At 71.5% G+C, this 22,919-nt stretch carries 28 protein-coding genes; 7 read left to right on the plus strand and 21 right to left on the minus strand.

All coding sequences use genetic code 11. The features are described 5' to 3' along the window. Nucleotides 1–3: 3 nt before the first annotated feature. The 3 genes from VGN18_RS15350 to VGN18_RS15360 all read right to left on the minus strand — a co-directional run bounded on the left by VGN18_RS15350 (nucleotide 4) and on the right by VGN18_RS15360 (nucleotide 2,568). Nucleotides 4–1,440: an acyl-CoA synthetase gene (locus VGN18_RS15350; protein ID WP_327540579.1), complete on the minus strand. Its 1,437-nt coding sequence runs from the start codon at nucleotides 1,438–1,440 to the stop codon at nucleotides 4–6. Continuing rightward, nucleotides 1,437–1,868: a hypothetical protein gene (locus VGN18_RS15355; protein ID WP_327540580.1), complete on the minus strand. Its 432-nt coding sequence runs from the start codon at nucleotides 1,866–1,868 to the stop codon at nucleotides 1,437–1,439. The genes VGN18_RS15350 and VGN18_RS15355 overlap by 4 nt, the downstream gene beginning before the upstream one ends. An 82-nt stretch (nucleotides 1,869–1,950) precedes the next feature. Continuing rightward, nucleotides 1,951–2,568 carry a bacterial proteasome activator family protein gene (locus tag VGN18_RS15360; protein ID WP_349259935.1) on the minus strand — a complete coding sequence of 206 codons (618 nt, stop codon included), beginning with the start codon at nucleotides 2,566–2,568 and terminating at the stop codon, nucleotides 1,951–1,953. Nucleotides 2,569–2,643: 75 nt separating this feature from the next. Between VGN18_RS15360 and VGN18_RS15365 the strand changes: the two genes are divergently transcribed. Then, the gene (locus tag VGN18_RS15365) at nucleotides 2,644–3,873 is read left to right on the plus strand and encodes an aminotransferase class V-fold PLP-dependent enzyme (protein ID WP_327540581.1); all 1,230 of its coding nucleotides are present in this window, start codon (nucleotides 2,644–2,646) and stop codon (nucleotides 3,871–3,873) included. On the opposite strand, the gene VGN18_RS15370 is transcribed toward VGN18_RS15365, so the two are convergent. Further along, entirely contained in the window at nucleotides 3,874–4,860 is a 987-nt protein-coding gene (locus VGN18_RS15370; RefSeq protein WP_327540582.1) for an NAD(P)H-quinone oxidoreductase, read from the minus strand. 95 nt (nucleotides 4,861–4,955) lie between these two features. Here VGN18_RS15370 and hutH point away from each other — a divergent pair, with 95 nt between their 5' ends. Further along, complete coding sequence (gene hutH / locus VGN18_RS15375) at nucleotides 4,956–6,497, plus strand: histidine ammonia-lyase (RefSeq protein ID WP_327540583.1); 1,542 nt, start codon at nucleotides 4,956–4,958, stop codon at nucleotides 6,495–6,497. Here the strand turns inward: hutH and VGN18_RS15380 are convergent. The 4 genes from VGN18_RS15380 to VGN18_RS15395 are packed head-to-tail and all read right to left on the minus strand — an operon-like array spanning nucleotide 6,490 to nucleotide 9,866. Then, the gene (locus tag VGN18_RS15380) at nucleotides 6,490–7,386 is read right to left on the minus strand and encodes an alpha/beta hydrolase (protein ID WP_327540584.1); all 897 of its coding nucleotides are present in this window, start codon (nucleotides 7,384–7,386) and stop codon (nucleotides 6,490–6,492) included. The two genes, hutH and VGN18_RS15380, sit on opposite strands and share 8 nt — an antisense overlap. 38 nt (nucleotides 7,387–7,424) lie before the next feature. After that, the gene (locus VGN18_RS15385; protein WP_327540585.1) at nucleotides 7,425–7,820 is read right to left on the minus strand and encodes a (deoxy)nucleoside triphosphate pyrophosphohydrolase; all 396 of its coding nucleotides are present in this window, start codon (nucleotides 7,818–7,820) and stop codon (nucleotides 7,425–7,427) included. Then, on the minus strand, nucleotides 7,817–9,292 hold the full coding sequence (locus tag VGN18_RS15390) for a cryptochrome/photolyase family protein (protein WP_327540586.1): 1,476 nt from the start codon (nucleotides 9,290–9,292) through the stop codon (nucleotides 7,817–7,819). Before VGN18_RS15390 ends, VGN18_RS15385 begins: the two co-directional genes overlap by 4 nt. Then, nucleotides 9,267–9,866 carry a TetR/AcrR family transcriptional regulator gene (locus tag VGN18_RS15395; protein WP_327540587.1) on the minus strand — a complete coding sequence of 200 codons (600 nt, stop codon included), beginning with the start codon at nucleotides 9,864–9,866 and terminating at the stop codon, nucleotides 9,267–9,269. Before VGN18_RS15395 ends, VGN18_RS15390 begins: the two co-directional genes overlap by 26 nt. An 89-nt stretch (nucleotides 9,867–9,955) precedes the next feature. Between VGN18_RS15395 and VGN18_RS15400 the strand changes: the two genes are divergently transcribed. Together VGN18_RS15400 and VGN18_RS15405 are read left to right on the plus strand one after the other, a co-directional pair. Beyond that, nucleotides 9,956–10,627: an NADPH-dependent F420 reductase gene (locus tag VGN18_RS15400; protein WP_327540588.1), complete on the plus strand. Its 672-nt coding sequence runs from the start codon at nucleotides 9,956–9,958 to the stop codon at nucleotides 10,625–10,627. Between the two features lie 70 nt (nucleotides 10,628–10,697). Continuing rightward, on the plus strand, nucleotides 10,698–10,859 hold the full coding sequence (locus VGN18_RS15405) for a hypothetical protein (RefSeq protein ID WP_327540589.1): 162 nt from the start codon (nucleotides 10,698–10,700) through the stop codon (nucleotides 10,857–10,859). A gap of 21 nt (nucleotides 10,860–10,880) precedes the next feature. On the opposite strand, the gene VGN18_RS15410 is transcribed toward VGN18_RS15405, so the two are convergent. The 5 genes from VGN18_RS15410 to VGN18_RS15430 all read right to left on the minus strand — a co-directional run bounded on the left by VGN18_RS15410 (nucleotide 10,881) and on the right by VGN18_RS15430 (nucleotide 15,131). Further along, nucleotides 10,881–11,396: a DsrE/DsrF/DrsH-like family protein gene (locus VGN18_RS15410; protein WP_327540590.1), complete on the minus strand. Its 516-nt coding sequence runs from the start codon at nucleotides 11,394–11,396 to the stop codon at nucleotides 10,881–10,883. Between the two features lie 28 nt (nucleotides 11,397–11,424). Next, entirely contained in the window at nucleotides 11,425–11,739 is a 315-nt protein-coding gene (locus VGN18_RS15415; protein WP_327540591.1) for a TusE/DsrC/DsvC family sulfur relay protein, read from the minus strand. Beyond that, nucleotides 11,739–12,983 (minus strand): type III sulfide quinone reductase, selenoprotein subtype, encoded by a 1,245-nt coding sequence (sqr, locus tag VGN18_RS15420; RefSeq protein WP_327540592.1) that lies wholly within the window; start codon nucleotides 12,981–12,983, stop codon nucleotides 11,739–11,741. Before sqr ends, VGN18_RS15415 begins: the two co-directional genes overlap by 1 nt. A gap of 157 nt (nucleotides 12,984–13,140) precedes the next feature. Continuing rightward, complete coding sequence (locus VGN18_RS15425) at nucleotides 13,141–14,769, minus strand: SulP family inorganic anion transporter (protein ID WP_414655059.1); 1,629 nt, start codon at nucleotides 14,767–14,769, stop codon at nucleotides 13,141–13,143. 17 nt (nucleotides 14,770–14,786) lie between these two features. After that, nucleotides 14,787–15,131 carry a metalloregulator ArsR/SmtB family transcription factor gene (locus tag VGN18_RS15430; protein WP_327540594.1) on the minus strand — a complete coding sequence of 115 codons (345 nt, stop codon included), beginning with the start codon at nucleotides 15,129–15,131 and terminating at the stop codon, nucleotides 14,787–14,789. Nucleotides 15,132–15,205: 74 nt separating this feature from the next. Between VGN18_RS15430 and VGN18_RS15435 the strand changes: the two genes are divergently transcribed. Further along, nucleotides 15,206–15,781, plus strand: a complete 576-nt coding sequence (locus tag VGN18_RS15435; protein ID WP_327540595.1) for an HhH-GPD-type base excision DNA repair protein — start codon at nucleotides 15,206–15,208, stop codon at nucleotides 15,779–15,781. Between the two features lie 138 nt (nucleotides 15,782–15,919). Here VGN18_RS15435 and VGN18_RS15440 read toward each other — a convergent pair whose 3' ends face one another. The 4 genes from VGN18_RS15440 to VGN18_RS15455 all read right to left on the minus strand — a co-directional run bounded on the left by VGN18_RS15440 (nucleotide 15,920) and on the right by VGN18_RS15455 (nucleotide 18,401). After that, nucleotides 15,920–16,582 (minus strand): aminodeoxychorismate/anthranilate synthase component II, encoded by a 663-nt coding sequence (locus VGN18_RS15440; RefSeq protein WP_327540596.1) that lies wholly within the window; start codon nucleotides 16,580–16,582, stop codon nucleotides 15,920–15,922. Nucleotides 16,583–16,655: 73 nt separating this feature from the next. Beyond that, nucleotides 16,656–16,817: a hypothetical protein gene (locus VGN18_RS15445; RefSeq protein WP_327540597.1), complete on the minus strand. Its 162-nt coding sequence runs from the start codon at nucleotides 16,815–16,817 to the stop codon at nucleotides 16,656–16,658. Further along, the gene (locus VGN18_RS15450; protein WP_327540598.1) at nucleotides 16,817–17,653 is read right to left on the minus strand and encodes a class E sortase; all 837 of its coding nucleotides are present in this window, start codon (nucleotides 17,651–17,653) and stop codon (nucleotides 16,817–16,819) included. Before VGN18_RS15450 ends, VGN18_RS15445 begins: the two co-directional genes overlap by 1 nt. A gap of 13 nt (nucleotides 17,654–17,666) precedes the next feature. Continuing rightward, nucleotides 17,667–18,401, minus strand: a complete 735-nt coding sequence (locus VGN18_RS15455) for a DUF881 domain-containing protein (protein WP_327540599.1) — start codon at nucleotides 18,399–18,401, stop codon at nucleotides 17,667–17,669. 139 nt (nucleotides 18,402–18,540) lie between these two features. Between VGN18_RS15455 and VGN18_RS15460 the strand changes: the two genes are divergently transcribed. Both VGN18_RS15460 and VGN18_RS15465 read left to right on the plus strand, forming a co-directional pair. Further along, the gene (locus VGN18_RS15460; protein WP_327540600.1) at nucleotides 18,541–18,813 is read left to right on the plus strand and encodes a cell division protein CrgA; all 273 of its coding nucleotides are present in this window, start codon (nucleotides 18,541–18,543) and stop codon (nucleotides 18,811–18,813) included. 73 nt (nucleotides 18,814–18,886) lie between these two features. Then, nucleotides 18,887–19,336: a PH domain-containing protein gene (locus tag VGN18_RS15465; RefSeq protein WP_327540601.1), complete on the plus strand. Its 450-nt coding sequence runs from the start codon at nucleotides 18,887–18,889 to the stop codon at nucleotides 19,334–19,336. On the opposite strand, the gene VGN18_RS15470 is transcribed toward VGN18_RS15465, so the two are convergent. The 4 genes from VGN18_RS15470 to VGN18_RS15485 all read right to left on the minus strand — a co-directional run bounded on the left by VGN18_RS15470 (nucleotide 19,337) and on the right by VGN18_RS15485 (nucleotide 22,786). Next, nucleotides 19,337–20,203 (minus strand): rhomboid family intramembrane serine protease, encoded by an 867-nt coding sequence (locus VGN18_RS15470; protein WP_327540602.1) that lies wholly within the window; start codon nucleotides 20,201–20,203, stop codon nucleotides 19,337–19,339. Continuing rightward, nucleotides 20,204–20,731: a peptidylprolyl isomerase gene (locus VGN18_RS15475; RefSeq protein WP_327540603.1), complete on the minus strand. Its 528-nt coding sequence runs from the start codon at nucleotides 20,729–20,731 to the stop codon at nucleotides 20,204–20,206. It lies immediately after the preceding gene. A gap of 76 nt (nucleotides 20,732–20,807) precedes the next feature. Further along, entirely contained in the window at nucleotides 20,808–21,524 is a 717-nt protein-coding gene (locus VGN18_RS15480) for a glutamine amidotransferase (protein ID WP_327540604.1), read from the minus strand. After that, nucleotides 21,521–22,786, minus strand: a complete 1,266-nt coding sequence (locus VGN18_RS15485) for a MurT ligase domain-containing protein (RefSeq protein ID WP_327540605.1) — start codon at nucleotides 22,784–22,786, stop codon at nucleotides 21,521–21,523. Before VGN18_RS15485 ends, VGN18_RS15480 begins: the two co-directional genes overlap by 4 nt. Nucleotides 22,787–22,919 lie beyond the last annotated feature (133 nt).

Here is a 22,919-nt window from a genome sequence, read left to right on the forward strand (position 1 = left end):
GCCCTATCCGGGCGGGCGTAGCTCGGCGCGGTGGATCTTGCCGCTGTTGGTCTTCGGCAGCGCGTCGAGGAACCAGACGCGGCGCGGGTACTTGTACGGCGCGGTGTCGGCCCGCACGTGGGCCTGCATGTCGCTCGCCAGCTCGTCCGACGGGGTGAACCCGTCGCGCAGCACGACCGCCGCGGCGACGATCTGCCCGCGTGACTCGTCGGGCAGGCCGAGCACGGCGCACTCGCGCACGGCCGGGTGGCCGAGCAGCGTCGACTCCACCTCGGCCGGGCCGATGCGGTAGCCGGCGCTGATGATCACGTCGTCGGCCCGCGACTCGAAGAACAGCCAGCCGTCGTCGTCCTGCCGCACGTGATCGCCGGTGTGCCACATACCGTCAGGTACGGTGCCGCCGTCGTAGCCGAGGAAGAAGGTCGGCACGGTGGCCGGGTCGACCGTCAGCTCGCCGTCGACGATCTCGATCTCGATGCCGGGCAGCGGACGCCCCATCGATCCCGGCGGCGCGCTCTCGCCCGGGCGCACGCCGGTCACCTGACCGGTCTCGGTCTGCCCGTAGCCGTCGGAGATCTCGAGGCCGGTCTGCTCGCGCCAGGCCTCGAAGGCCGGTACCCCCAGCGCCTCCCCCGCCGTGATCGCCCGGCGCAGCGAGGGCAGCGGGCCGAGCGGGCCGTGCGCGGCGATGAGGCGGTACTCGGTGGGCGCCATGCAGAGCACGTTCACGCGCTCGGCCCGGATCGTCGCCAGCCGCTCGTCGGCGTCGAAGCGCCTGTCCTGCAGCAGGGCCGCGGCGCCGCCGAGCCAGGGCGCGATGAAGCAGTTGCGGGTCGACTTCGACCAGCCCGGCGCCGCGGTCGACCACACCAGCTCGCCCGGCCGCGCGGCCATCCACTCCCGGGCCTGCAGGTGCTGACCGGTGAGGTAGCGCTGCCCGTGCGTCACCAGCTTCGGCTCGCCACTCGTCCCCGACGTGAACAGGACGAACGCCGGGTCGAGCGGGCCGAGGTCGGCGTACGGCGGCGGCGGCTGCGGGGCGAACAGTGTGGGGTCCGGCACGTACGCGACCGGGCACTGCGGTGCCGCCGCCTCGACGACCGGGCGGTTGCGCTCGTCGGCGACGATCAGCGCCGGGCGCGCCCGGCCGAGCCGGTACGCGACGTCCTTGGCCCGCAACTGCTCGCTGCACGGCAGCATCGGGGCACCCAGCCGGAGGCAGGCCAGCATCGTCAGCACGTACTCGGCGGTGTTGCCGACGAGGGTCAGCACCACCCCGCCGCGGCCCACCCCGCGTTCGACGAAGGCCGCAGCGAGCGAACCCGAGGTCTCGAGCAGGTCACCGAACGTCCACTCCCGGCGGGCGCCGTCGGCGGACAGGGTGATCACCGCCCGGTCGGTCGCCGGGCGCGCGGCGAGGACGTCCTCGACGAAGTTCACCCGGCTTTGACGTTGATGTTGGTGGTGATGAACGTGCAGGTTCCCGGCTTCGTCATCACCGGATCGGGCACCGGGCCCGCCGGTGTCGGCTGCATGGCCGGGCTCTGCACGGCGAACGAGCACTGGAACGTGCTGCCCTTGAGGATGATCGGCTTGCCGTTCTGGGTCTGCTTCGACAGGTTCGTCGGCATCAGCATGATCGTCAACGTACCCATGCCCGGCGTGACGAACGGCGGCGCGGTGTACGGCATCGGGGCCTTGAGCGACGGCGGCAGCTCGTCGCCCTGCAGGCAGATGGGCACGTTGCTGACCATGACCTTCGTGCCGGTGCCGATCAGCGGCACCGGCGCCTGCAGCATCGGCACGATCGCCGGCGGCGGGATGGTTATCTTGATCATGTCGTTCGTCTTGATGATGAAGTCGTCCATGCCCACCTCCGCGACGGCGCCTGCGCGGTCATCGTAGGGCGGCGCGCGGCGCCCGCCGAAGCCCCGCGGATGACATCTGCCCCTACAGGTACTGGCCGGTGCCGTGGCCCTGGTGCTCGTCGTCGTCGCCGGACGTCGGGGTCAGGCGCACGCCCGGCGGCAGGATCATCTGGCCACCGGGGCCGACGATGACCTGCGGCCCGCCGTCGTGGCCGCCGCCCGGCAGCGCGCGCCGGCGCATCTCCTCGAGCTGGGCCCGGGCCGCCGCCTGCTGCGCGTAGAGCGCGGTCTGGATGCCGTGGAAGAGACCCTCGAGCCAGCCGACCAGCTGCGCCTGGGCTATACGCAGCTCGGCCTCCGAGGGCACGTCCCCGCCGAAGGGCAGCGTCAGGCGCTCGAGCTCCTCGCGCAGCTCCGGGGCGAGGCCGGCCTCCAGCTCACGGATCGAGGACTCGTGGATCTCGCGCAGCCGGCGGCGCCCCGCCTCGTCCAGGGGAGCGGCCCGCACCTCCTCGAGGAGCTGCTTGATCATCGTCCCGATTCGCATCACTTTGGCCGGTTGTTCCACCTGGGAAGTAATCTCGTCCATGTCGTCGCGTTCCTCGACCGTGGCGAGTTCCTTGGATTCGACGTCCTGGTCCGGCTGAGCGGTCGGGTCGGACGGACGGTGCTGTGCGGGATCCTGGGTCTGGTCGGTCACCCGTCCAGTCTGCCCGGAGCCGGCACGGGACCACCAACCAGACGTCCGCGCAAGGCGTAGGAGAGTGTGAGGTACGTGGTCCACGTGGTGTCGGAGATCGGCAGGGGCGGGATCGACGTCGCTCGCGTCCGCGGCCTGTATCCGACCCTCGCCACCGGCACCGCTCAGCTCGACGGTGCCTTCGCCGCCCTCCACCCGGAGTCGGTCATCCGGGCCATCATCTCCACGCTGCGCTCGGCCCCGGCCCAACCCGGCTCGCGCTCGTCCCGCTCGCAGCAGTCGGCCACCCGGGTGCTGCGCACCCGCCGGGCTGCAGCCGACCTCGTGCAGGGTCGCGCCGAGGACGTCGTGCTCGGCGACAGCACGCAGTCGCTGCTGCTGCGCTTCACCACCCTGCTCTCGAGCGACTGGCAGCTCGGCGACGAGATCGTGCTCAGCCGCCTCGACGCCGACCTCGCGATGCGCCCGTGGCTACGGGTCGCGCGCGGCCGGGGCGTCATCGTGCGCTGGGCCGAGGTCGACCTCGAGTCGGGCGAGCTGCCGGCCTGGCAGTACGAGAAGCTGATCAGCCGCCGCACTCGCATCGTCACCGTGTCGCTGGCCAACGCCGCCACCGGCATGGTGCCCGACGTCCGGGCGATCGCCGATCTCGCGCACCGGCACGATGCGCTCGTCGTCGTCGACGCCGGGGTCGCGCCCGCGTACCTGCCACTGGACATCGAGGAGCTCGGCGCCGACCTGCTCGCCGTCGCCGGCCCCGCGTTCGGTGGCCCGACCGTCGCCGCGATCGTCGCCCGGCCCGGGCTGCTCGACGAGCTCAACGACGCCGTCGAGGGCCCGCCCGGGGCGCAGCGCTTCGAGGTGCCGCCGCTGCCGATCGAGCTGCTCGACGGCTTCACCGCCGCGGTCGACCACCTCGCCGATCTCGACGAGAACGCGGTGGGCACCCGGCGCGAGCGGCTGGTGACCTCCGTCGGCGCCGCCGGCGACCACACGCGCTCGCTCTACCGCCGTCTCGACCGCGGTCTGCGGGCGCTGCCCGGCATCACCGTGCTGGGCGCGCCCGACCGCCCGTTGCCGGTGGCCGCCTTCACCGTGGCCGGTCGCTCGCCCGACGATGTCGGTGCGTTCCTGCACCGGCGCAACATCTCGGTGTGGTCCGGACCGTCGGGCATGTCCGAGCTGCTGCGGGCGTTCGGCGCCGACGAGCTCGGGGGCGCGGTGTTCGTCGGCCTCATGCCGCACACCGCGGCGTCCGAGATCCGCCAGCTGCTGGACGCGCTGCGCGCCCTCGGTCCGCGCTGATCAGCGGACGCGCATCAGCACCTTGCCGATGTGCTCACTGGAGTCCACGAGCCGGTGCGCCTCGGGCGCGTCGTCGAGCGTCAGCACGCGGTCGATGATCGGACGCACCGCGCCGCTCTCGATCATCGGCCAGACCGCGTTCTGCGTCTCGGCCACGATGGCCGCCTTCATCTGGGCCGGCCGGCCGCGCAACCCGGCCGCGTGCACGGTGCCACGCTTGGCCAGCAGCGTACCGAGGTTGAGCTCACCCTTCACCCCGCCCTGCAGGCCGAGCACGATCAGCCGGCCGCCGACGGCGAGGGACTCGAGGTTTCGGGACAGGTACGAGGCGCCCATGTTGTCGAGGATGACGTCGATCCCGCCACCGCCGGTCTCGGCCCGGATGACGTCCTCGAACTCGTCGTCGCGGTAGTTGATGGCGACGTCGGCGCCGAGCTCGCGACAGAACGCGATCTTGCGGGGGGTGCCGGCGGTGGTGAACACCTGCGCGCCGCGCCCGTGCGCGATCTGGATCGCCATGGTGCCGATGCCGCTCGACCCGCCGTGGACGAGGAACCGCTCGCCGGGCTGCAGCCGACCCGCCTCGGGGCCGAACACCATCGACCACACCGTGCAGGTGACCTCGGGCAGCGCGGCGGCGTCGACGAGCGAGACCCCGCTGGGGATCGCCATGAGCTGGCCGACCGGCACCGCCACCTTCTCGGCGTAGCCGCCGCCGGCGAGCAGCGCGCACGCTTGGTCGCCGACCGCCCAGCCCGCGACGGTCTCGCCGACGGCCGAGACGGTGCCCGAACACTCCATGCCGATGATCGACGAGGCGCCCTTCGGCGGCGGGTAGTTGCCCTGGCGCTGGAGCAGGTCGGCCCGGTTCACCGCCGTCGCCGCGACGTCGATGATCACCTCGTCGGCCGCAGGAGTCGGATCGGCGACCTCCCTGACCTCGAGGACCTCGGGACCACCGGGCTCGGAAACGACGACAGCACGCATCCCCCGACCGTAGTAGGTGCCGGGCCGTGTCTCGGATCCCAGACCAGGTGAGCCCGTGCTGGCGGGCGACAACGTGCGCGCGGGACAGTGGCGCCATGGAGCGCATCACCGTGGGAACCGGCCCGCTGACCGAGGCCGAGGTCGTCGCGGTCGCCCGCCACGGCGCCGGCGTCACGCTGGCCGAGGACGCCGTGGCGGCCGTGGCCGCGAGCCGCGTCGTCGTCGAGGCCCTGGCCGACGACGTCGAACCGCACTACGGCATCTCCACCGGCTTCGGCGCGCTGGCCACCAAGCACATCCCGACCGAGCAGCGCATGCTGCTGCAACGTTCGCTCATCCGCTCGCACGCGGCGGGCAGCGGGCCCGAGGTCGAGCGCGAGGTCGTCCGCGCCCTCATGCTGCTGCGCCTGTCCACGCTGGCCACCGGCCGTACCGGCGTGCGCCCCGAGACCGCGGCCGCGCTCGCCGGGATGCTCGACGCCGGCATCACGCCGGTCGTGCACGAGTACGGCTCGCTGGGCTGCTCGGGCGACCTCGCGCCGCTCGCCCACGTCGCCCTCGCCCTCATCGGGGAGGGGACGGTGCGCGACGCCGACGGCACCCTCGGCCCGGCCGCCGCGGCCCTCGCCCGGCACGGGCTGCGCCCGGTGCAGTTGCACGAGAAAGAGGGCCTGGCCCTCATCAACGGTACCGACGGCATGCTGGGCCAGCTGTTGCTCGCCTGCACCGATCTCGACCTGCTGCTGCGCACGGCCGACCTGACCGCGGCCATGAGCGTCGAGGCGCTGCTCGGCACCGGCCGGGTCTTCGCCGCCGAACTGCAGGCGCTGCGCCCGCAACCGGGCCAGGCCGTCGCCGCCGCCAACATGCGGGCCCTGCTCGACGGCTCGCCGATCATCGCCAGCCACGCCGGTCCCGACTGCGTCTACGTCCAGGACGCCTACTCGATGCGCTGCGCCCCGCAGGTCGCCGGCGCCGGGCGCGACACGCTGGCGCACGCGCGGATGATCGCCGGCTACGAGCTCGCCTCGGCCGTCGACAACCCGGTCGTCACGCCGTCGGGCAGTGTCGAGTCCAACGGCAACTTCCACGGCGCGCCGATCGCCTACGTGCTCGACTTCCTCGCGATCCCGGCAGCCGACGTCGCGTCGATGAGCGAGCGACGGACGGACCGGATGCTCGACCAATCGCGCTCGCGCGGCCTGCCTCCCTTCCTCGCCGACGACCCCGGCGTCGACTCGGGCCACATGATCGCGCAGTACACCCAGGCCGCGCTGGTGTCGGAGCTCAAGCGCCTGGCCGTGCCGGCGAGCGTCGACTCGATCCCGTCGAGCGCGATGCAGGAGGACCACGTGTCGATGGGCTGGTCGGCCGCGCGCAAGCTGCGCCGCAGCGTCGATGCGCTCAGACGGGTGCTCGCGATCGAGCTGCTCACCGCCGCCCGCGCGTTGGAGCTGCGCGCCCCCCTGGCGGCCGGGCCGGTCACCGGCGCCGTCGTCGCCGCCCTGCGCGAGCAGGCCGAGGGGCCGGGTCCCGACCGTTACCTGGCGCCGGAGATCGAGGCCGCGGTCGAGTTCGTCCGGTCGGGCGCAGCCGTGGCGGCGGCCGACTCGGTGCTCGCCACCCCGCTCAGCTGAGGACGCGGCGCAGGAACTCGGTCTGCTCGGTCGCCGACTTCTCGAAGATGTCGCCCAGGTAGATGTCGAAGTGCCCGCACGGGAAGGACAGCACCTCGGAACGGCGCACCCGCTTGGCCACCTCGTAGACCGACTTCACCGGCGCGACGTTGTCGGCCTCGGCCACGACGACGAACATCGGGCAGCTGACCTTCTTCGCGGCCAGCACCGGACGGTTGCGGGCGATGCGCAGCACGCCTCGCGCGGACATCTCGTTACGGAATGTCGGTCCCATGATCGCCTGGTAGCCCTCGAAAGCGCCGGGCGCGGCGATCACGGCCGACGATCCGACCTCGCCGGTGATCGGCAGCATCGCCGGCGCGCGGCGGGTGAGCGCGCGGCCCAGATCCTTCAGCCCGGCGGCGGTCATCGCGAGCACCTTGCCGCTGCCGGCGGTCTCACGGAGCAGGAACAGCGCGGCCAGCCCGTCCATCGCCGCGCCCTGGCTGATGACGGCGGCGACGCGCTGGTCCTGGGCGGCCACGGCGACGACGTGCCCACCGGAGTACGAGCTGCCCCACACCGCGATGCGCGACGCGTCGACCCCCTTGCGCTTGCGGGCCCAGGCAATCGCCGAGTGGTAGTCCTCGCGGTGCCGCCGATGGTCGACGTCCTGGCGCCGCGTGCCGTCCGATGTCCCGAAGCCGCGGTAGTCGAAGACCAGCACGTCCATCCCGGCCGCGGCGAAACGCTCGGCGAACGGCAGCAGCCCGGCGTCGCGCGTGGCCCCGAAACCGTGGGCCATGACGACGCACGGACGGCCGCGGCTCGTGGTCATCTCGTCGTTCAGGGCGGGCAGGTACCAGCCCTCGCACCGCGTGCCGTGACTGTCGAAACTGACCGTCTCCACCGCTGTCTCCGTCCGTGTCCCCCGTTATGGGTTCGTTACTACTCCCCCGGACGGATTCGTTCCAGCAGATGTCGGGCACCCGGGCCGAGCAGTTCGACGTCGATCGGCAGCCAGGGCACCGAGTCGAGCTCGTCCGGGGCGAGCCAGCGCAGCTCGTCGTGGTCCTCGAGCGGCTGGGGTTCACCGCTCTCGATCGTCGCCCCGTAGAGGACGATGCGGACGCCGGCGTCGGTGGCCTCACCCAGTCGCGGGCCGACGGCGATGCGCACGCCGAGCTCCTCGTGGCACTCCCGCCGCAGGGCGGTGGCGTCGTCCTCGCCCGCCTCGACCTTGCCGCCGGGGAACTCCCAGCCGCCGGCGTGCCGGGACGGTTGGGTGCGCCGCGCCGCGAGCAGCCGGCCGTCGCGCACGATCGCGGCAGCGACGACGTTCACGGCGCTCTCGATCCGCGGTCGCGTTCCTGCTCGACGAGCGCGTCGAGGTCCCTGAGCCGGTCGAGCCCGCGCAGCGGCTGGGCCAGTCGGTAGTTGCCGGTGAGCTTCTCGCGGTTGCGCTCGAGGAAGGCCCAGTAGCCGGCGGTGAACGGGCAGGCGTTGTCGCCGACCCGGACCTTCGGGTCGTACCGGCAGCCGCCGCAGTAGTCGCTCATCCGGTCGATGTAGGCGCCGCCACCGGCGTAGGGCTTGGTGGCCATCACCCCGCCGTCGGCGTACTGCGACATGCCGACGACGTTCGGCACCATGACCCAGTCGTAGCCGTCGACGAACGAGCGGTGGAACCAGTCGGTGACCTGGGCCGGTCGCCAGCCGCGCTGCATCGCGTAGTTGCCCAGCACCATGAGCCGCGGGATGTGGTGCACCCAGCCGTGCCGGGCGACATCGCGCAGCACGCCCGACAGGCAGGCGGCGTCGACCGATTCGTGGTCGAGCTCGGCGAACCACCTCGGCAGCGCGGTCGTCGCCCCGAGCTCGTTGCGCCGCCGGTAGGACCGCGGCTGCTGCCAGTACAGGTGCCAGACGTAGTCGCGCCAGCCGATCACCTGGCGGACGAAGCCCTCGACCGACGCGATGGGCGCGTCGCCGGCGCGGTAGGCGTCCTCGGCCCGGTGCGCGACCTCGACCGGGTCGAGCAGCCCGAGGTTCAGCGGGGCCGACAGCAGCGAGTGGGCCATCCAGGCATCGCTCGACAGCATGGCGTCCTCGTGCGCCCCGAAGCCGGGCAACCGCTCGGCGACGAACGACCGCAACGCCGCCAGCGCCTCGCGCCGGGTGGCGGCGAAGCGGCGCGGGCCGTCCTCGCCGATGAACGCGACGTCGCCGTCGGCCGCCCACCGGTCGAGGTCGTGACGCACCTCGTCGTCGATCTCGTCCTCGTCGGGCCACCACGGCTCGTCGATGCCGAGGGTCGGCTGCCTGGGCGGCGGTTGCCGGTTCTCCTTGTCGAAGTTCCACACGCCGCCGGACGGGTCGGCGCCGTCCATGAGGATCCCGAGCCGACGTCGCCCGTCGCGGTAGAAGTCCTCCATCAGCAGCCGCTTGCCGCCCCGGCCGTCGGCCCAGGCCGCGAAGTCCTCCATCGACGTCGCGAACCCGCGCGCCGGCAGAACCTCGACATCGTCAAGGCGATTGACGAAGTCGAGGGCGGCATGGGTGGTCGGGTGGCAGACCGTCAGCGATTCCCGCACCGACGCCAGCGCCTCGCCGTAGGTGTCGGCCCGGACGTAGGTGCACTGGTCGCCCAGCTCGGCCGCGCGGTGGCGCATGGCCGACAGCACGAGGTGCGCCTTCTGCCGGTGGAAGCGTCGCCGGGCGAACACCGCCCGCGACTCGATGATCAGCGCCGGCTGGTCCGCGTCGTCCAGGAAGTGCCGGCCGAGTTGATCACCGAACAGCCAGCGACGCGTCACCCGTCCAGTCTGCCTTCCGCGCGGCGTCGACCAGCAACGCGGCCGACGCCCGGGCCAGCACGGCGGCCTGCGGGTCGGCGTCGAGGGCGCCGCTGGCCAGCCCACCGTCGAGCAGCAGGGTCAGCGACCGGGCCAGCCCGTCCGGGTCGCGGACCCCGGCCTCGACCGCCAGCCCCCGCACCCACGCGAGAACCCGGCGCTTGTGCTCGACCGTCCGGTCGTGCACCACTGTGCCGGGCTGGGACTCGGCCGCGGCGTTGATGAACGCGCAGCCGCGGTAGCCGTCCATCTCGCACGACGCGGTGAGGGCGTCGAACAGGCCGACGAGCTGATCGGCGGGGTCGGGGCCGGCCTGGGCGGCCGCGGCGTGCAGCTGGCCGCTCCACAGGCCGTCGACGCGGTCGAGGTAGGCGACGACCAGCTCGTCCTTGGCCGGGAAGTACTTGTAGAAGGTCGCCTTCGCGACGCCGGACTCGGCGATGATCAGATCGACGCCGACCGCCCGGATCCCGCGGGCGTAGAACAGCCGGAACGCGGTGTCGAGGATGCGATCACGCGCGCTGCCGGGGGCCATGGGTTGATAGTAGACAGATCTGTCTGCTAGCGTCCATCCCTGACGTAGACAGACCTGTCTACTCGCTCGCTCGGAACGAAGGAAGACGCATGAACATCGCAGTTCTCGGCACCGGCATGGTCGGTCGCGCCCTGGCCGGACGCCTCGACGGGCTCGGCCACACCGTGGTCATCGGCACCCGCGACCCGCAGGCCACGCTGGCCCGCACCGAGCCCGAGGGCACGGCGCCGATCGCCGCCTGGCTCGCCGAGCACGCCGGCATCACCCTGGCGACCTTCGCCGAGGCCGCCCGCGGCGCTGACCTCATCGTGAACGCGTCGTCGGGCGGCGCGACCCTCGCGCTGCTCGAGCTCGCGGGGGCGGAGAACCTGAACGGCAAGCCGCTGCTCGACATCGCCAACCCGCTCGACTTCTCGCAGGGCTTCCCGCCGAGCTTGTTCGTCAAGGACACCGACTCGCTGGCCGAGCAGGTCCAGCGCGCATTCCCCGAGGTCAAGGTCGTCAAGTCGCTCAACACGCTGAACGCCGACCTCATGGTCGAGCCGAAGCGGCTCGGGGCGAGCAGCACGATCTTCGTGTCGGGCGACGACGCCGACGCCAAGGCCACCGTCGTCGGCCTGCTCGAGAGCTTCGGTCACGACGACGTCATCGACCTCGGCGCGCTCGAGACCGCCCGCGGCACCGAGATGCTGCTGCCGATCTGGCTGCGGCTGATGGGCGCGCTCGGCACGGCGCAGTTCAACTTCAAGATCGTGCGCTGATCCGCTGAGGTCGGCGTCGGGACGGGTGTGCGCGGTCGACCGCCGTACCCCCTGGGGTATAGTGGTCGGTATGTGCTCACCCGCCCGATGCCGCTCCTGCGGCAAGACCACCTGGCGCGGCTGCGGCCGCCACGTCGACGCCGTCATGGCGCACGTCCCGTCCGATCAGCGCTGCACCTGCGCGCCGGCGGAGAAGTCGGGATCGTTCCTGACCCGACTGCGGCGGCGCTGACGATCCACGACCGCCCCGGCCTCAGATGAACAGCAGCTGCGCGCCGTCGGTCTTCTCGATGAAGTCGCTCGCGCTGATGATGCCCTCGACCTCGTCGTAGAGGTCGTCCTCGGTCAGGTGGTTCATGTCGGCCGACATGCGGCAGGCCCACAGGTGGCCGCCGGAGGCGACGATCTGCTCGAGGAATTCGGGCACCTCGGGCACGCCGACGTCGGCGATCGACTTCTTCATCCTGGCCGTCGCCATCGCGGTCATGCCCGGGATGCCGCCGAGGCCCTGCGGCAGGTGCGTCGCGGGATTGCCGAGCACGGTGAACTTGAGGTCACCCATGGTCTTCTTGTTGATCATGTCGAAGCCCCAGAAGGTGAAGAACAGGTGCGTCTCGATGCCCTCGCCGAGCGCGGCGTTGGCCAGCACCAGGCCGGGGTAGGCCATGTCGAGCGTGCCCTTCGAGCAGATGATGGCGAGCTTGCGGCCCACCGATGCGTCCGAGTCGAACTGCGGGACGATGGCCGGGCTGGTGTCGATGACGGTCATGGTGACTCCTCGGAGGAGAAGCTGCGGGTCAGACGCAGCCGTGAGGTTTGGGCAGGCCGGCGACGTAGGCCATCTTCTTGGCCGGCTTCTGCGGGAAGAGGGTGAACAGCTCCTTGACCGGGATGCCGCCGACGGTCGAGACGCGCCGGATGGTCGCGGTCTCGCCCTGCGAGGCGAAGTCGTCCCGGAGGAAGCGGATCGCCTTCCAGTGCGGCTCGGTCAGCTCGATGCCGATCTGGGCCGCCAGGATGCGGGCGAGGTCCTCGTCCCACTCCGACGGGTCGGTCAGGAAGCCCTCGTCGTTGACGTGGATCTGGTGGCCGTCGAGCGTGGTGACAGGCATCAGCTCACTCCTTCCTTCTCGGGGTGCTTGCCCGCCATGGACATGTGGGCGGGAAGCGGGATCGGCCGCCCCGGCAGCAGCAGGTTCCAGTACATCCAGCGGAACGCGAGCTTGCCGAGGTGGTTGGCCCGCGTCTCTTTCAACAGGCTGAATGGCCCGACGCCGGGCAACGGGTACTTGCCGGTCAACGGTTCGATGTCGTAGTTGAAGTCGATGAGCAGGCCCTTGCCGTCGCCGGATTCGACGAAGCAGTTGGCGTGCCCGTCGAACGAGCCGTACATGGGCAGGCCGTTCACGTGGTCGATGAAGTTGTCGACGAAGATCTCGACTGCGAAGTGCGCGACGGAACCGGCCTTGGAGGCCGGGATGTCGGACGCGTCGCCGACGGCGAAGATGTTCTGGTAGTCCTTCGACAGCAGCGTGTGCTTGTCGACCCGGACGAGGTTCAACTCGTCGCCCAGCCCGGAACGGCCGACGAAGTCGGCGCCCATGTTCAGCGGCACGGTCACGAGCAGGTCGAACGGGATCTCCCGTTCGTCGTAGGACACCAGGCGCTGCGGTTCGGCGTCGATGTGCTCGACCAGGAAATCCGGCTCGACCGTCACGCGCCGGTCGTCGAGCATCGAGCCGAGGTGCGCCGCCGCGATCGGCTTGGTGAATGCGGACGACAGCGGCGTCACGTAGACCATCTCGACGCGGTCGCGGATGCCGCGGTGCCGGAAGTACGCGTCGGCGAGGAAGGTGAACTCGAGCGGCGCGACGGGGCACTTGATCGGCATGTCGGTGATGTGCACGACGAACCGGCCGCCGTCGAAGTCCTGCAGCCCGATGGCCAGCGCCTGCGCCCCATCCAAGGAGTAGAAGTCGAAGATGCTCTCGCGCCACGCGGGGCCGAGCATGCCCGGTGTCTGGTCGGGCCGCGGGCTCACGCCGGTGGCGATGACGAGGTAGTCGTAGCCGAGCCGGCGGCCGTCGGTCAGGGTCACCTCGGACGCCGGCGCATCGACCCGGTCGACCGCGGCGCAGAGGAAGTCGACCTCGCGGGGCAGGAGCCCGCGCCGGGGTCGCACCACCTGTTCGGGCCGCAACTCACCGAACGGCAGGAACAGGTAACCCGGCTGGTAGCGGTGCTGCTCGTCGCCGTCGACGATGGTGATCTTCCAGGTGTCGTCCAGTCGCTTGACCAATTTGTTGGCGATCATCGTTCCGGCCGTGCCGGCGCCGAGAATGAGCAGTCGCTTCATTGGTCCGCCTCCTGCCGCGGGACTTCGTCCCTCACTTCGACGCTAAGCAGGGCGGCAGCGGGCGCGCAGTGTCGAACGACCTACCGGCAGCCGCGGAAGGACACAAGCGGCGACGGCGGCACTCCGCGCGCGACCTCGGGGCCGCTGAACCCGCTGGCTAACCCGCGCGAGCGAGCGCGGCCCTCGCGTGCGCGATCGCGGCCGGAGTGTCGGCAAAGATCAGTTGCTCGCGGCGCAGGTGTTCGGCCACCCCCAGCCGGGCGAGGATGCCGTCGTGGTCGGCGCGGATGCCCGACAGCAGGACCAGCGTGCCCCGCCGTTCGAGGCGCGTGATGGCGTCGCCGAGAACCTTCGCCCCGGTGGCGTCGAGAGTGCTGACCCTCGACAGCCGCAGGATGACGACCCGGACGTAGGCCACCTCGGTGAGCTCCAGCAGGAAGCGGTGCGCCGCCGCGAAGAACAGCGGCCCGTCGAAGCGGTAGGCCACGATGTGCTCGTCGAGCAGCTCGCGTTCGTCGGCGTCGTGATCGGACGTGTCCAGGGGCGTCTCGTCCAGCCGCCCGGACCGCGAGACCGCCCGCAGCGCGAGGACGACGGCGATGCCGACGCCGACTGCCACCGCGGTCACCAGGTCGGTGAGCACGGTGATGGCGAGCGTGGACACCAGGACGAGCGCATCAGCGCGGGTCGCCCGGGCGATGGCCAGCAGCGAGCCGACCTCGACCATCTGGATGCAAGTCGCCACCAGCACGCCGGCCAGCGCCGCGAGGGGGATCCTGCCGACGAGCGGCGCCGCGACGAGCACGACTGCGGCGAGGGCCACCGAGTGCGTCAGCGCCGACAGCCGCGACCGCGCCCCGGCCCGCGCGTTCACCGCTGTGCGGGCGATGGCGCCCGTGGCCGCGACCCCGCCGAACAGGGGGACGACGAGGTTGGCCAGTCCCTGCCCGAGCAGTTCGCGATCGGGGTCGTGCTGCGTCCCGACCCGGAGCCCGTCGGCGACGGTGGCCGACAGCAGGGATTCGAGCGCCCCCAGTGCGGCCACGGCGAGCGCCGACGGAAGCAGCTGCTGCACGAGGTGCGGGTGGAAGAACCCGAGGCTCGGGGCGGTGAACGTGCTCGGGAGCGAGCCGAGGCGCTCGACCGGCACGGCGAGGATTGAGGTGACGGCGGTGGTCGCGGCCACGACGATCAGCGACACCGGCAGCCCCGGTCGGACGCGGACACCGACGAGGATGAGGCCGGCGACGGCCAGCGCCGTCACCACCGACCACGGATGCGGGTGACCCGCCCATCCTCGTGCCGCGTCGAGGGCCGCGCGCCAGGCCGTGTCACCGTACCCGGTCGTGCCGAGGACGACCGGGATCTGCTGCAGCACGATGACCACGGCGATGCCGGCGGTGAACCCCTCGATGACCGGCGCCGGCAGGTAGCGCGTGGCCCGGCCCAGCCCGGTGAGCCCGGACGCCACCAGCAGCGCCCCGGCGAGCAGTCCGACGGTGAGCACGCCGTCGACGCCGAACCGGTGGACGACCGGGATGAGCACGACCGTCATCGCGCCGGTGGGCCCGCTCACCTGCAGGTTCGATCCGCCGAACACCGCGGCGATCGCGCCGGCCACGATCGCGGTGACGAGTCCGGCCCGGGCACCCAGACCCGACGCCGCACCGAAGGCGAGAGCAAGGGGCAGCGCCACCATGGCGACGGTGAGTCCGGCGAGAAGATCGGCCCGCGGGTCCCTCCTGGCGGCGCTCCAGTCGGTTGCCCTGGGCAGCACCGCCCTGATTCGGGGTGCGAGCAACGTCACCGGCGTCCGGGCCGCGCGGCCCGGTTGAGTTCGGCGAGGAGCACCTTCTGGTCGGTCAGCACTTCGGTGAGCAGCCGGCGCGCGGCCCGCATCAGGTCGGCGACGTCGGCCGCGGCGAGTTCGTACACGACCGACGAGCCGTTCCGGGTGGAGATGACGATGCCGGCACGGCGCAGCACGGCGAGTTGTTGGGACAGGCTGCTCGCCTCGATGTGCATCTCCTGCAGCAGCTCCGACACCGGCCTCGGACCGTCCTGCAGCAGTTCGAGAACGCGGATGCGCACCGGGTGACCGAGTGTGCGGAACAATTCGGCCTTGGCTTGGTACAGCGGCAGCGACATGAGTTCTGTTTATATGGAGTTGCAGAAGTCTTCAAGTGGATGTGACCGGATAGCTGCCGTGATGGGATGTCGTCATGTTCCTCGCGACCACCGACGCCGCCAACGAGCTGCTCGCCCGTGACCCGCTGGCCCTGCTGATCGGCATGCTGCTCGACCAGCAGATCCCGATGGAGAAGGCGTTCACCTCACCCGAGGTGCTGCGCGAGCGGCTCGGCGGGGCGCTCGACGCCCGCACGATCGCGAGCTACGACGCCGAGGCGTTCGAGACGATCTTCCGCACGCCGCCGGCGCTGCACCGCTTCCCGGCCGCGATGGCCAAGCGCACCCAGGCCCTGGCCCGGACCCTCGTCGACCAGTACGACGGCAACGCCGGCGCGGTGTGGGACGGCGTCAAGTCGGGCCCCGAACTGGTGAAGCGCATCGGTGGGCTGCCCGGCTTCGGCGAGCAGAAGGCCAAGATCTTCACCGCCCTGCTCGGCAAGCAGTACGACGTCCGCCCACGGGGCTGGCGCCAGGCCGCCGGCGACTACGGCGCCGACGGATCACTGCGTTCGGTGGCCGACGTCGTCGACACCGCGTCCCTCAAGCAGGTGCGCGCATTCAAGCAGCAGATGAAGGCCGCCGCGAAGGCGGCCGCAGCCACCGAGTAGCGCCGCCGTAGCGCCGCCGCCCCGATCGTTGAGTGGCGAGTTCGGCCACTGAATGGCGCGTAATGCCGCGCCACTCAACGCCGGAACTCGCCACTCAGCAGGGTGAGGCGAGCCGCGACGGGTGAGCTGTGGGCGGCCTCAGACCGCGGCGAAGGCGCCGGCGCGCATCGTCTCGACCTCGGCGCCGAGCCGCTCGACCAGCGCGTCGTCGACGTCGACCCCGCAGGACCGCAACCAGTTCGCGATCATCCGGTGCCCGCCCTGGGTGAGCACCGACTCGGGGTGGAACTGCACACCGTCGATCGGCAGCGTGGCGTGCCGGAAGGCCATCACCACCCCGGTGGCGGTGCGGCCGGTCACCACGATCTCGGCCGGCAGCCCGCTCTCCTCCACCGTCAGCGAGTGGTAGCGCGTGGCAGTGAACGGCGAGGGCAGCCCGGCGAGCACGCCGGTGCCGTCGTGCTCGACCTCGCTCGTCTTGCCGTGCAGCAGCTCGGGCGCCCGCACGATCGAGGCTCCGAACACGGCGCCGATCGCCTGATGGCCCAGGCACACGCCGAACAGCGGTAGCCGGCGCTCGGCGCACGCCGTCACGAAGGCCATCGAGTTGCCGGCATCCTGCGGCATGCCGGGACCGGGGGAGATGAGCACCCCGACGACGTCGAAGCCGTCGAGCTCGTCCGGCGTCACCGCGTCGTTGCGGCGCACCACGACGTCGACGCCGAACTGCCCGAGGTACTGGACGAGGTTGTAGACGAAGCTGTCGTAGTTGTCGACGACGAGCACCCGGGACGCACTCATCGGCCTCCCCTCGCTTCGCTCGGGACGGCCGCCTTCGGACTTCTGCGCCGCCTGTTCGCTCCGCAGGCGTCGCTCATCTGTTCGGCACCGTCACTTGGTTGATCGGCAGGTGCGGCTCGATCACCGGGAACACGACGAACAGCAGCAGCAGCGACACCGCGACGACGAGAACCAGCACCTGCAGCAGCTTCACGGCCAGCGGGCCGGGCAGGTGACGCCAGATCCACACGTACATCAGGCCTGCACCCCCGCGTAGAGCGCCTGGATCGACGCCGGCTTGGTGGCCGAGCGCTTGCCACCGACACTCAGCACCGGCACCCGACTCTGGTACAGCGCGTGGATGATCATCCGCTGGGCCGCGGTGAACTTCGGGTGGCAGGTCGTCAGCGTCAACAGCCGCTCGGTGGGGGTCACGCCGGGCTGGTTGGGCACCGGCAGCAGCACCCGGCCCGCGCTCGGGTCGACGATCTCGCGCCCCGGCACGTGGTCGGCGTCGTCGGCCACGCTGAGCCCGTGGTCGAGGCCCTTCACCCGGTAGACGTACCAGTACGTCCTGGTCTCGATGATGATCGAGTCGCCCGCGCGCAGCAGGTCGAGGTTGAGGAACGGCGCGCCGTGGCCGACCCGGTGCCCGGCGACGGCGAAGTTGCCGACCTGGCCGGGCATGGCGGTGTTCGGGTAGTGGCCGGGGCCGTCGGCGAGGACGTCCTGCCCGGCCCCTTCGAGCACGGTCCAGTGGTAGTCGGCGCCGAGGCGGGGGATGTAGATGTTGGCGATGCCGGTGCCGAGCGGGATCGTCGAGCTGGTGCTGCCGGGCAGTTGCAGAGCCGGGTTGTCAGAGGTTGCCCAGGTCCGCTCGAGCTTCGTGTTGGCCTGCTGGTTGGCCCGCTCGGAGAAGATGTTGGTGATCCACACCTCGTAGACGACGAAGAGCAGCACGACGAGGCCGAGGGTGATGAGGGTCTGGCCGATGCCGCGCAGCACGAAGCGCAACTTGTCGCCGGCCGTGCTCGGGGCGCGACCCGGCGGCCCGGGTGGCGGCGCGTCCGCGACGATCGTGTCGTCAGTCATGCGTCGTCCTCACTCATGGGCTCGCCGTGGCGTAACTCAAGCTGATCGTCCCGCTGTAGGCCGGGACGTGGATGTCGTCCTTCGACTCGACGGTGTAGCCGAGGCCGTAGTAGCTCGCCGCCTCCCGGAACAGCTTCACCCCGGGTGAGGCGTCGAGCTTCTCCTGCATTGTCCGCGACGGCCCTATGGCCGCAACACGAAAAGGCGGCGAATACACGTTGCCGTTGAGCAGCAGGGTATTGCCCACGCAGCGCACCGCCGAGGTCGCGATGACCCGCTGGCCGGCGATCGTCATGGCGTCGGCACCGCCGGCCCACAGCGCGTTCACCACCGACTGGAGGTCCGACTGGTGCACGACCAGCTGGTTGGGATCGACGTCGTTGCCGGCCGGCTGCGCCGAGGCGTCGTTGAGCGTGACCTCCAGGCCGGCGCCGTGCACCGCGGTGAGCCCGGCCGGCGCGAGCAGCGGGGTCACCACCTGCTGGGCGCGGGCCACCTCGCTGTCCCCGAGTCCGGCCTGCTTGGTGGCGGCGTCGACCTGGGCCTGCAGCCCGGCCGCCTCGCGCTCGGCGGCGAGCACCCGGCTCTCGGCCTGGCGCACCGTCCCGGCCAGGCTGGTGATACCGGGCGCGCGCAGTTCGGTGCCGTGCGAGTCGCGCGCGCTGGCCGCGAAGCCGACCCCGGCGACCAGGCACACGACCGGGACGAGGGCTCGCCAAGGACGCCGGTCGTCGCTGCGTTCGGCCACTCCACACCCTTCTCGACGGTCGGCCCTCGGCCCTCACCCGTGTCGGCGTCTACGCTAATCCTGACGATCGCCCGAATGGTCGACCCCAGAGGGTGTCCGCAGCAAGCGCCGAAGCACTGAGAAGTGATGGAGAGAGCACGTGCCCAAGTCGAAGGTCCGCAAGAAAACTGACGCCCCGGTCCGGACGTCGACCACGGCTCCGAGCCGCGCTCTCGCGCCCAGCCCCGGCTGGTACCCGATCGTGATGGCGGTCGTGCTGGTGCTCGGCCTGGCCTACCTGGTGACGTACTACCTGACCCAGAGCGGCACCAACCCGCACATCCCGGTGATGGGTGACATCGGCGCGTGGAACTTCGCGGTGGGCTTCGGGATCATGCTGCTCGGCCTGGTCATGGCGGTGCGCTGGCGTTGATCCGGGCGTCCACAGGGTTTTCCACGCCTGTGATTACACGGTTGTAGTTCTATCCCCAGCTGGGGAAAACACTGTGGATGACGAGACTTCGCCCGGCGCCGAGCCGCCTCGCGCACCGGCCCTGACCTGCCGCCCCGACCGGCGGTTCACCGCCCTGGCCGGGGCCGGCGTCGTCGCTGCGCTTGTCGCCCTGGCCCTGGCCGGCGACGGGCCGAGCCGGGCCATGGCCGCGGTGGCCGTGGCCGTGCTGCTCGTCTACGTCGTGAGCGACGTCGTGTTCTCACCCCGGCTGGTCGCGTCGGTCGAGGGGCTCACCGTCCGCTCGCCCCTGGTGCGGACGACCCTGCCGTGGGCGGCGGTCGAGGACGTGCGGGCCGACACGCGCATCCGGCTCGGGCTGCGCAGCACCACGCTCGAGATCGACGCGGGGGAGACGCTCATCGTGTTGAGCGGCCGCGCGATCGGCGGGGATCCGGCGGTGGTGGCCGAACTCGCCCGCTCGTTCCGCCCCCTGACCCGGTGACTACCAGGTGGCGGTGCGCAGGGCGATGACCACTACGACGAGCACCAGCACGCCGCCGACGCCCGCCGCCTGCACGCGGGTGGGCACCCGTTCGCGCATCGACGGCAGCCCGGCGATCGCGACCCCGAGCAGCAGGCCGGTGACGAAGCCGCCGAGGTGACCCCACTTCGAGATCTGCGGCACCGAGAACGTGATGACGAAGTTCAGCACGATGGTGCCGATGAGCCACTGCGCGTCGAGGCCGAGCCGGCGCACCAGCACCAGGCAGGCCCCGAACAGGCCGAAGATGGCGCCCGACGCCCCGGCCGTGTTGCTCGCCTGGATACCGAAGGCGTAGACCGCGGCGCTGCCGCCGAGCGCGCTGATCAGGTACACCGCGGCGAAGCGCCACCAGCCGAGCAGCCGCTCGAGCGCGGGACCGATCAGGGCGAGCGCGAGCATGTTGGCCCCGATGTGCAGCAGGCTCAGGTGCAGGAACGCCGATGTGAGCAGCTGGTAGTACCGGCCGCTGTGCACGCTGAACGGGTTCAGGTTCCAGTCGAGGAACAGCTGCGAACCGGTGGGGTCACGCAGCGAGCCGTGGGCCTGGAGCGCGGTGCAAAGGTAGGCCGCGACGTTGAGCACGGCCAGCGTGATCGTGACGTAGGGCGGCGACGCGAGCAGCTTCGCGCCGACCGCCGTGCGCGGGGCCCGGATCGAGCGGGCACCCTGCTGCACGTCGTCCGGGCAGTGGAAACCGACCGACGCCGGGCGCATGCAGTCCGGGCAGATCGGGCGGTCGCAGCGCGTGCAACGGATCAACGCCTCCCGGTTGGGATGGCGGTAGCAGCGCGCGGCGACCTCGGCCCCGCCGGGCGGGAGCGTCATCTACGACGCGTCCTCCACGGTCACCGAGTTGATGGTGATCGGGGTGACGGGCTTGTCGCCGCGGCCGGTCTGGGTGGTGGCGATGGCGTCGACGACCGCGCGGCTGTCGGCGTCGGCGACCTCACCGAAGATGGTGTGCTTGCGGTTGAGGTGCGGGGTGCGGCCGACGGTGATGAAGAACTGCGAGCCGTTGGTGTTCGGGCCCGAGTTGGCCATCGCCAGCAGGTAGGGGCGGTCGAAGGAGAGCTCGGGGTGGAACTCGTCGGCGAACTTGTAGCCCGGGCCGCCGTAGCCCTCACCGAGCGGGTCGCCGCCCTGGATCATGAAACCGGCGATCACGCGGTGGAAGACCGTGCCGTCGTACAGCGGGTCGTTGGTCTTCTGCCGGGTGCCGGGGTGGGTCCACTCGACACCGCCGGTAGCGAGGTCGGTGAAGTTCTTCACCGTCTTCGGTGCGTGGTCGCCGAACAGTTCGATGCGGATGTCGCCGGCCGAGGTGTGCAGCGTGGCGATCTTCGTTGCGGACATGAGTGTCGGGCTCCTGCGGAATCGACGGTTCGACGGACGCCCCATCCTGCCACGGGGCGCCGACACGCCTGGCGGGTCAGCGGGGGCGGCCGACCGCCACCCGCGCCGCGAGCTCGGGCAGCGTGTCGTCGAGCGGCTCGAGCTCGGTGTCGACGCCGCGACGGGCGTACGCACGCTGCACCAGGTCGTCGGCGAGGCGCGGGCTCTTCGCCAACACGGGGCCGTGCAGGTAGGTGCCGATGACGTTGTCGCGCACCGCGCCCTCGGTGCCGTCCTGGCCGTTGTTGCCGCGGCCGGACTGCGACGTGCCGAGCGGTCGGGCGCCGGGTCCGAGGGTGGTCAGCCCGCTGTGGTTCTCGTAGCCGACGAGCCGTCCGGTGCTCGGGGTGTCGACGTAGTTGTTGCCGATCAGGCGCACCTGCTGGCCGCGGGTGACGACGTCGAGCACGCCGACGCCGGCGATGCGGCGGCCCTCGTGGGTGATGAACTCGTGGCCGAGCATCTGGTAGCTGCCGCAGATCGCGAGCATCACGACACCGTCGTCGGCCATGGCGCGCAGCTCGGCGGCGCGGCCGGCGAAGTCCTCGCCGATCTCGCCCTGTGCGGCGTCCTGGCCGCCGCCGCCGAGCAGGATGTCGGCGTCGTGCGGGATCGGGTCGCCCAGGCTCACCGGCACGATCTCGACCGGGCGGTCGCGCCACTGCAGGCGCCGGCGGAGCACGAGCACGTTGCCGGTGTCGCCGTAGATGTTCATCTCGCGCGGATACAGGTGGACCAGCTTCAGGGTGATCACGAGGCGGCCTTCCCTATGCGCTGCAGCACCGCGTACAGCGCCCACATCGCGGTGTAGGTGCTGAACACGACGACGCGGCCGCCGGCCGGCACCGCGGCCACGGCCGAGCGCACCGCCTTCTCCAGATCGGGCTCGATCTCCTCGACAGCGACGTCGTCGTAGCGCAGGCGCACCGCCATGTCGGCCGCCCGCGTGCCGGCCGTCGAGCGCCGGGTCGGCAGCGGGGCGAGGGCGGTGAAGTCGACGTCCCACAGCCACGAGACGTCGCGACCGTCGGCGTAGTCGTCGTTGATGGCGATGACGGCGGCGTCGGGCGTACCGGCGTCGAGCATGCGCAAAGTCTGGCGGAAGCCGGCCGGGTTCTTCACCAGCTGCAGCACGACCTGCCGCCCGTCGACGTCGAAGGACTGGCCGCGACCGAAGGCCGGGGCCACCTTGGCCAGCCCGGCCAGCACCGTCTCGGTGTCGAAGCCGAAACTCAACCCGAGCGCGGCCGCGCCGCAGGCGTTCTGCGCGTTGTGCGGGCCCTCGGCCCGCAGCAGGACGTCGTGGTCGACGCCGTCGATGCGCAGGGTCGCGGCCGGGTGCGACGCCGAGGGCAGCGTCTGCAGCTCGACGACGGCCGGCAGTTGCGAGCGATGCACCGGGCCGCCGTAGAGCTCCTCGTCGTTGGGGAACAGTTCGCGCAGCTCGCCCGACACGCCGTAGTAGGTGACCGGCGCCGACGTCCGGGTGGCCAGGGCCGCGACCCGCTCGTCGTCGCGGTTGAGCACCACATGCCCGGTCGTGGCGGCGGCGACGCGACCGAGCAGTCGGGCGGTGGTGTCGATCTCGCCGAAGCGGTCGAGCTGATCGCGCATCACGTTGAGCAGCAGGCAGCGCCGCGGCGCCACCCGCTCGACGAAGCGCACGGCCCAGGCCTCGTCCAGCTCGAAGACGGCGACGTCGTAGGCGAGCTTGCCCGACCACGAAGCGTGTTCGACAGTGGCGGTGATCGCACCGCGCACGAAGTTCGAGCCGGTGTCGTTGGTGAGCACCCGCAAGCGCTCACCGAGGACCGTGGAGACCATTTTCGTCGTGGTCGTCTTGCCGTTGGTGCCGGTCACCACAACGACCCCCTCGGGCAGCCGGGCCATGGCCCGTCCGAGGAAGCGCGGGAACACCTTCTCGACGACGAGGCCGGGCAGCGCGTTGCCGCGGCGGCCGACCAGGCGCAGCGCCAGCAGCGTCAGCTTGCCGAGCCAGACCGCGAGCAGGTTCATGCCTCAAGACGGTACGCAGGCCCACGGTGGCTCGAGGCCCCCAGGGGCCGGACATGACTCGACCCCTGCACGGACGCGACATCGGGGGGGTGACGCGGGCCCGTGCAGGGGTCAAGGGTCCTACGGGGGTGAA

The sequence above is a fragment of the Jatrophihabitans sp. genome (genome assembly GCF_036000465.1).
Lineage (GTDB): Bacteria > Actinomycetota > Actinomycetes > Mycobacteriales > Jatrophihabitantaceae > Jatrophihabitans.

What these genes read in the sequence shown, in the direction of transcription:
- VGN18_RS15355 (WP_327540580.1), bottom strand. Translation starts at nt 1,868, where the DNA reads ATGGACGACTTCATCATCAAGACGAACGACATGATCAAGATAACCATC.
- VGN18_RS15370 (WP_327540582.1), bottom strand. Translation starts at nt 4,860, where the DNA reads ATGCGTGCTGTCGTCGTTTCCGAGCCCGGTGGTCCCGAGGTCCTCGAG.
- hutH (WP_327540583.1), top strand. Translation starts at nt 4,956, where the DNA reads ATGGAGCGCATCACCGTGGGAACCGGCCCGCTGACCGAGGCCGAGGTC.
- VGN18_RS15395 (WP_327540587.1), bottom strand. Translation starts at nt 9,866, where the DNA reads ATGGCCCCCGGCAGCGCGCGTGATCGCATCCTCGACACCGCGTTCCGG.
- VGN18_RS15400 (WP_327540588.1), top strand. Translation starts at nt 9,956, where the DNA reads ATGAACATCGCAGTTCTCGGCACCGGCATGGTCGGTCGCGCCCTGGCC.
- VGN18_RS15405 (WP_327540589.1), top strand. Translation starts at nt 10,698, where the DNA reads ATGTGCTCACCCGCCCGATGCCGCTCCTGCGGCAAGACCACCTGGCGC.
- VGN18_RS15410 (WP_327540590.1), bottom strand. Translation starts at nt 11,396, where the DNA reads ATGACCGTCATCGACACCAGCCCGGCCATCGTCCCGCAGTTCGACTCG.
- VGN18_RS15415 (WP_327540591.1), bottom strand. Translation starts at nt 11,739, where the DNA reads ATGCCTGTCACCACGCTCGACGGCCACCAGATCCACGTCAACGACGAG.
- sqr (WP_327540592.1), bottom strand. Translation starts at nt 12,983, where the DNA reads ATGAAGCGACTGCTCATTCTCGGCGCCGGCACGGCCGGAACGATGATC.
- VGN18_RS15430 (WP_327540594.1), bottom strand. Translation starts at nt 15,131, where the DNA reads ATGTCGCTGCCGCTGTACCAAGCCAAGGCCGAATTGTTCCGCACACTC.
- VGN18_RS15435 (WP_327540595.1), top strand. Translation starts at nt 15,206, where the DNA reads ATGTTCCTCGCGACCACCGACGCCGCCAACGAGCTGCTCGCCCGTGAC.
- VGN18_RS15440 (WP_327540596.1), bottom strand. Translation starts at nt 16,582, where the DNA reads ATGAGTGCGTCCCGGGTGCTCGTCGTCGACAACTACGACAGCTTCGTC.
- VGN18_RS15445 (WP_327540597.1), bottom strand. Translation starts at nt 16,817, where the DNA reads ATGTACGTGTGGATCTGGCGTCACCTGCCCGGCCCGCTGGCCGTGAAG.
- VGN18_RS15450 (WP_327540598.1), bottom strand. Translation starts at nt 17,653, where the DNA reads ATGACTGACGACACGATCGTCGCGGACGCGCCGCCACCCGGGCCGCCG.
- VGN18_RS15470 (WP_327540602.1), bottom strand. Translation starts at nt 20,203, where the DNA reads ATGACGCTCCCGCCCGGCGGGGCCGAGGTCGCCGCGCGCTGCTACCGC.
- VGN18_RS15475 (WP_327540603.1), bottom strand. Translation starts at nt 20,731, where the DNA reads ATGTCCGCAACGAAGATCGCCACGCTGCACACCTCGGCCGGCGACATC.
- VGN18_RS15485 (WP_327540605.1), bottom strand. Translation starts at nt 22,786, where the DNA reads ATGAACCTGCTCGCGGTCTGGCTCGGCAAGCTGACGCTGCTGGCGCTG.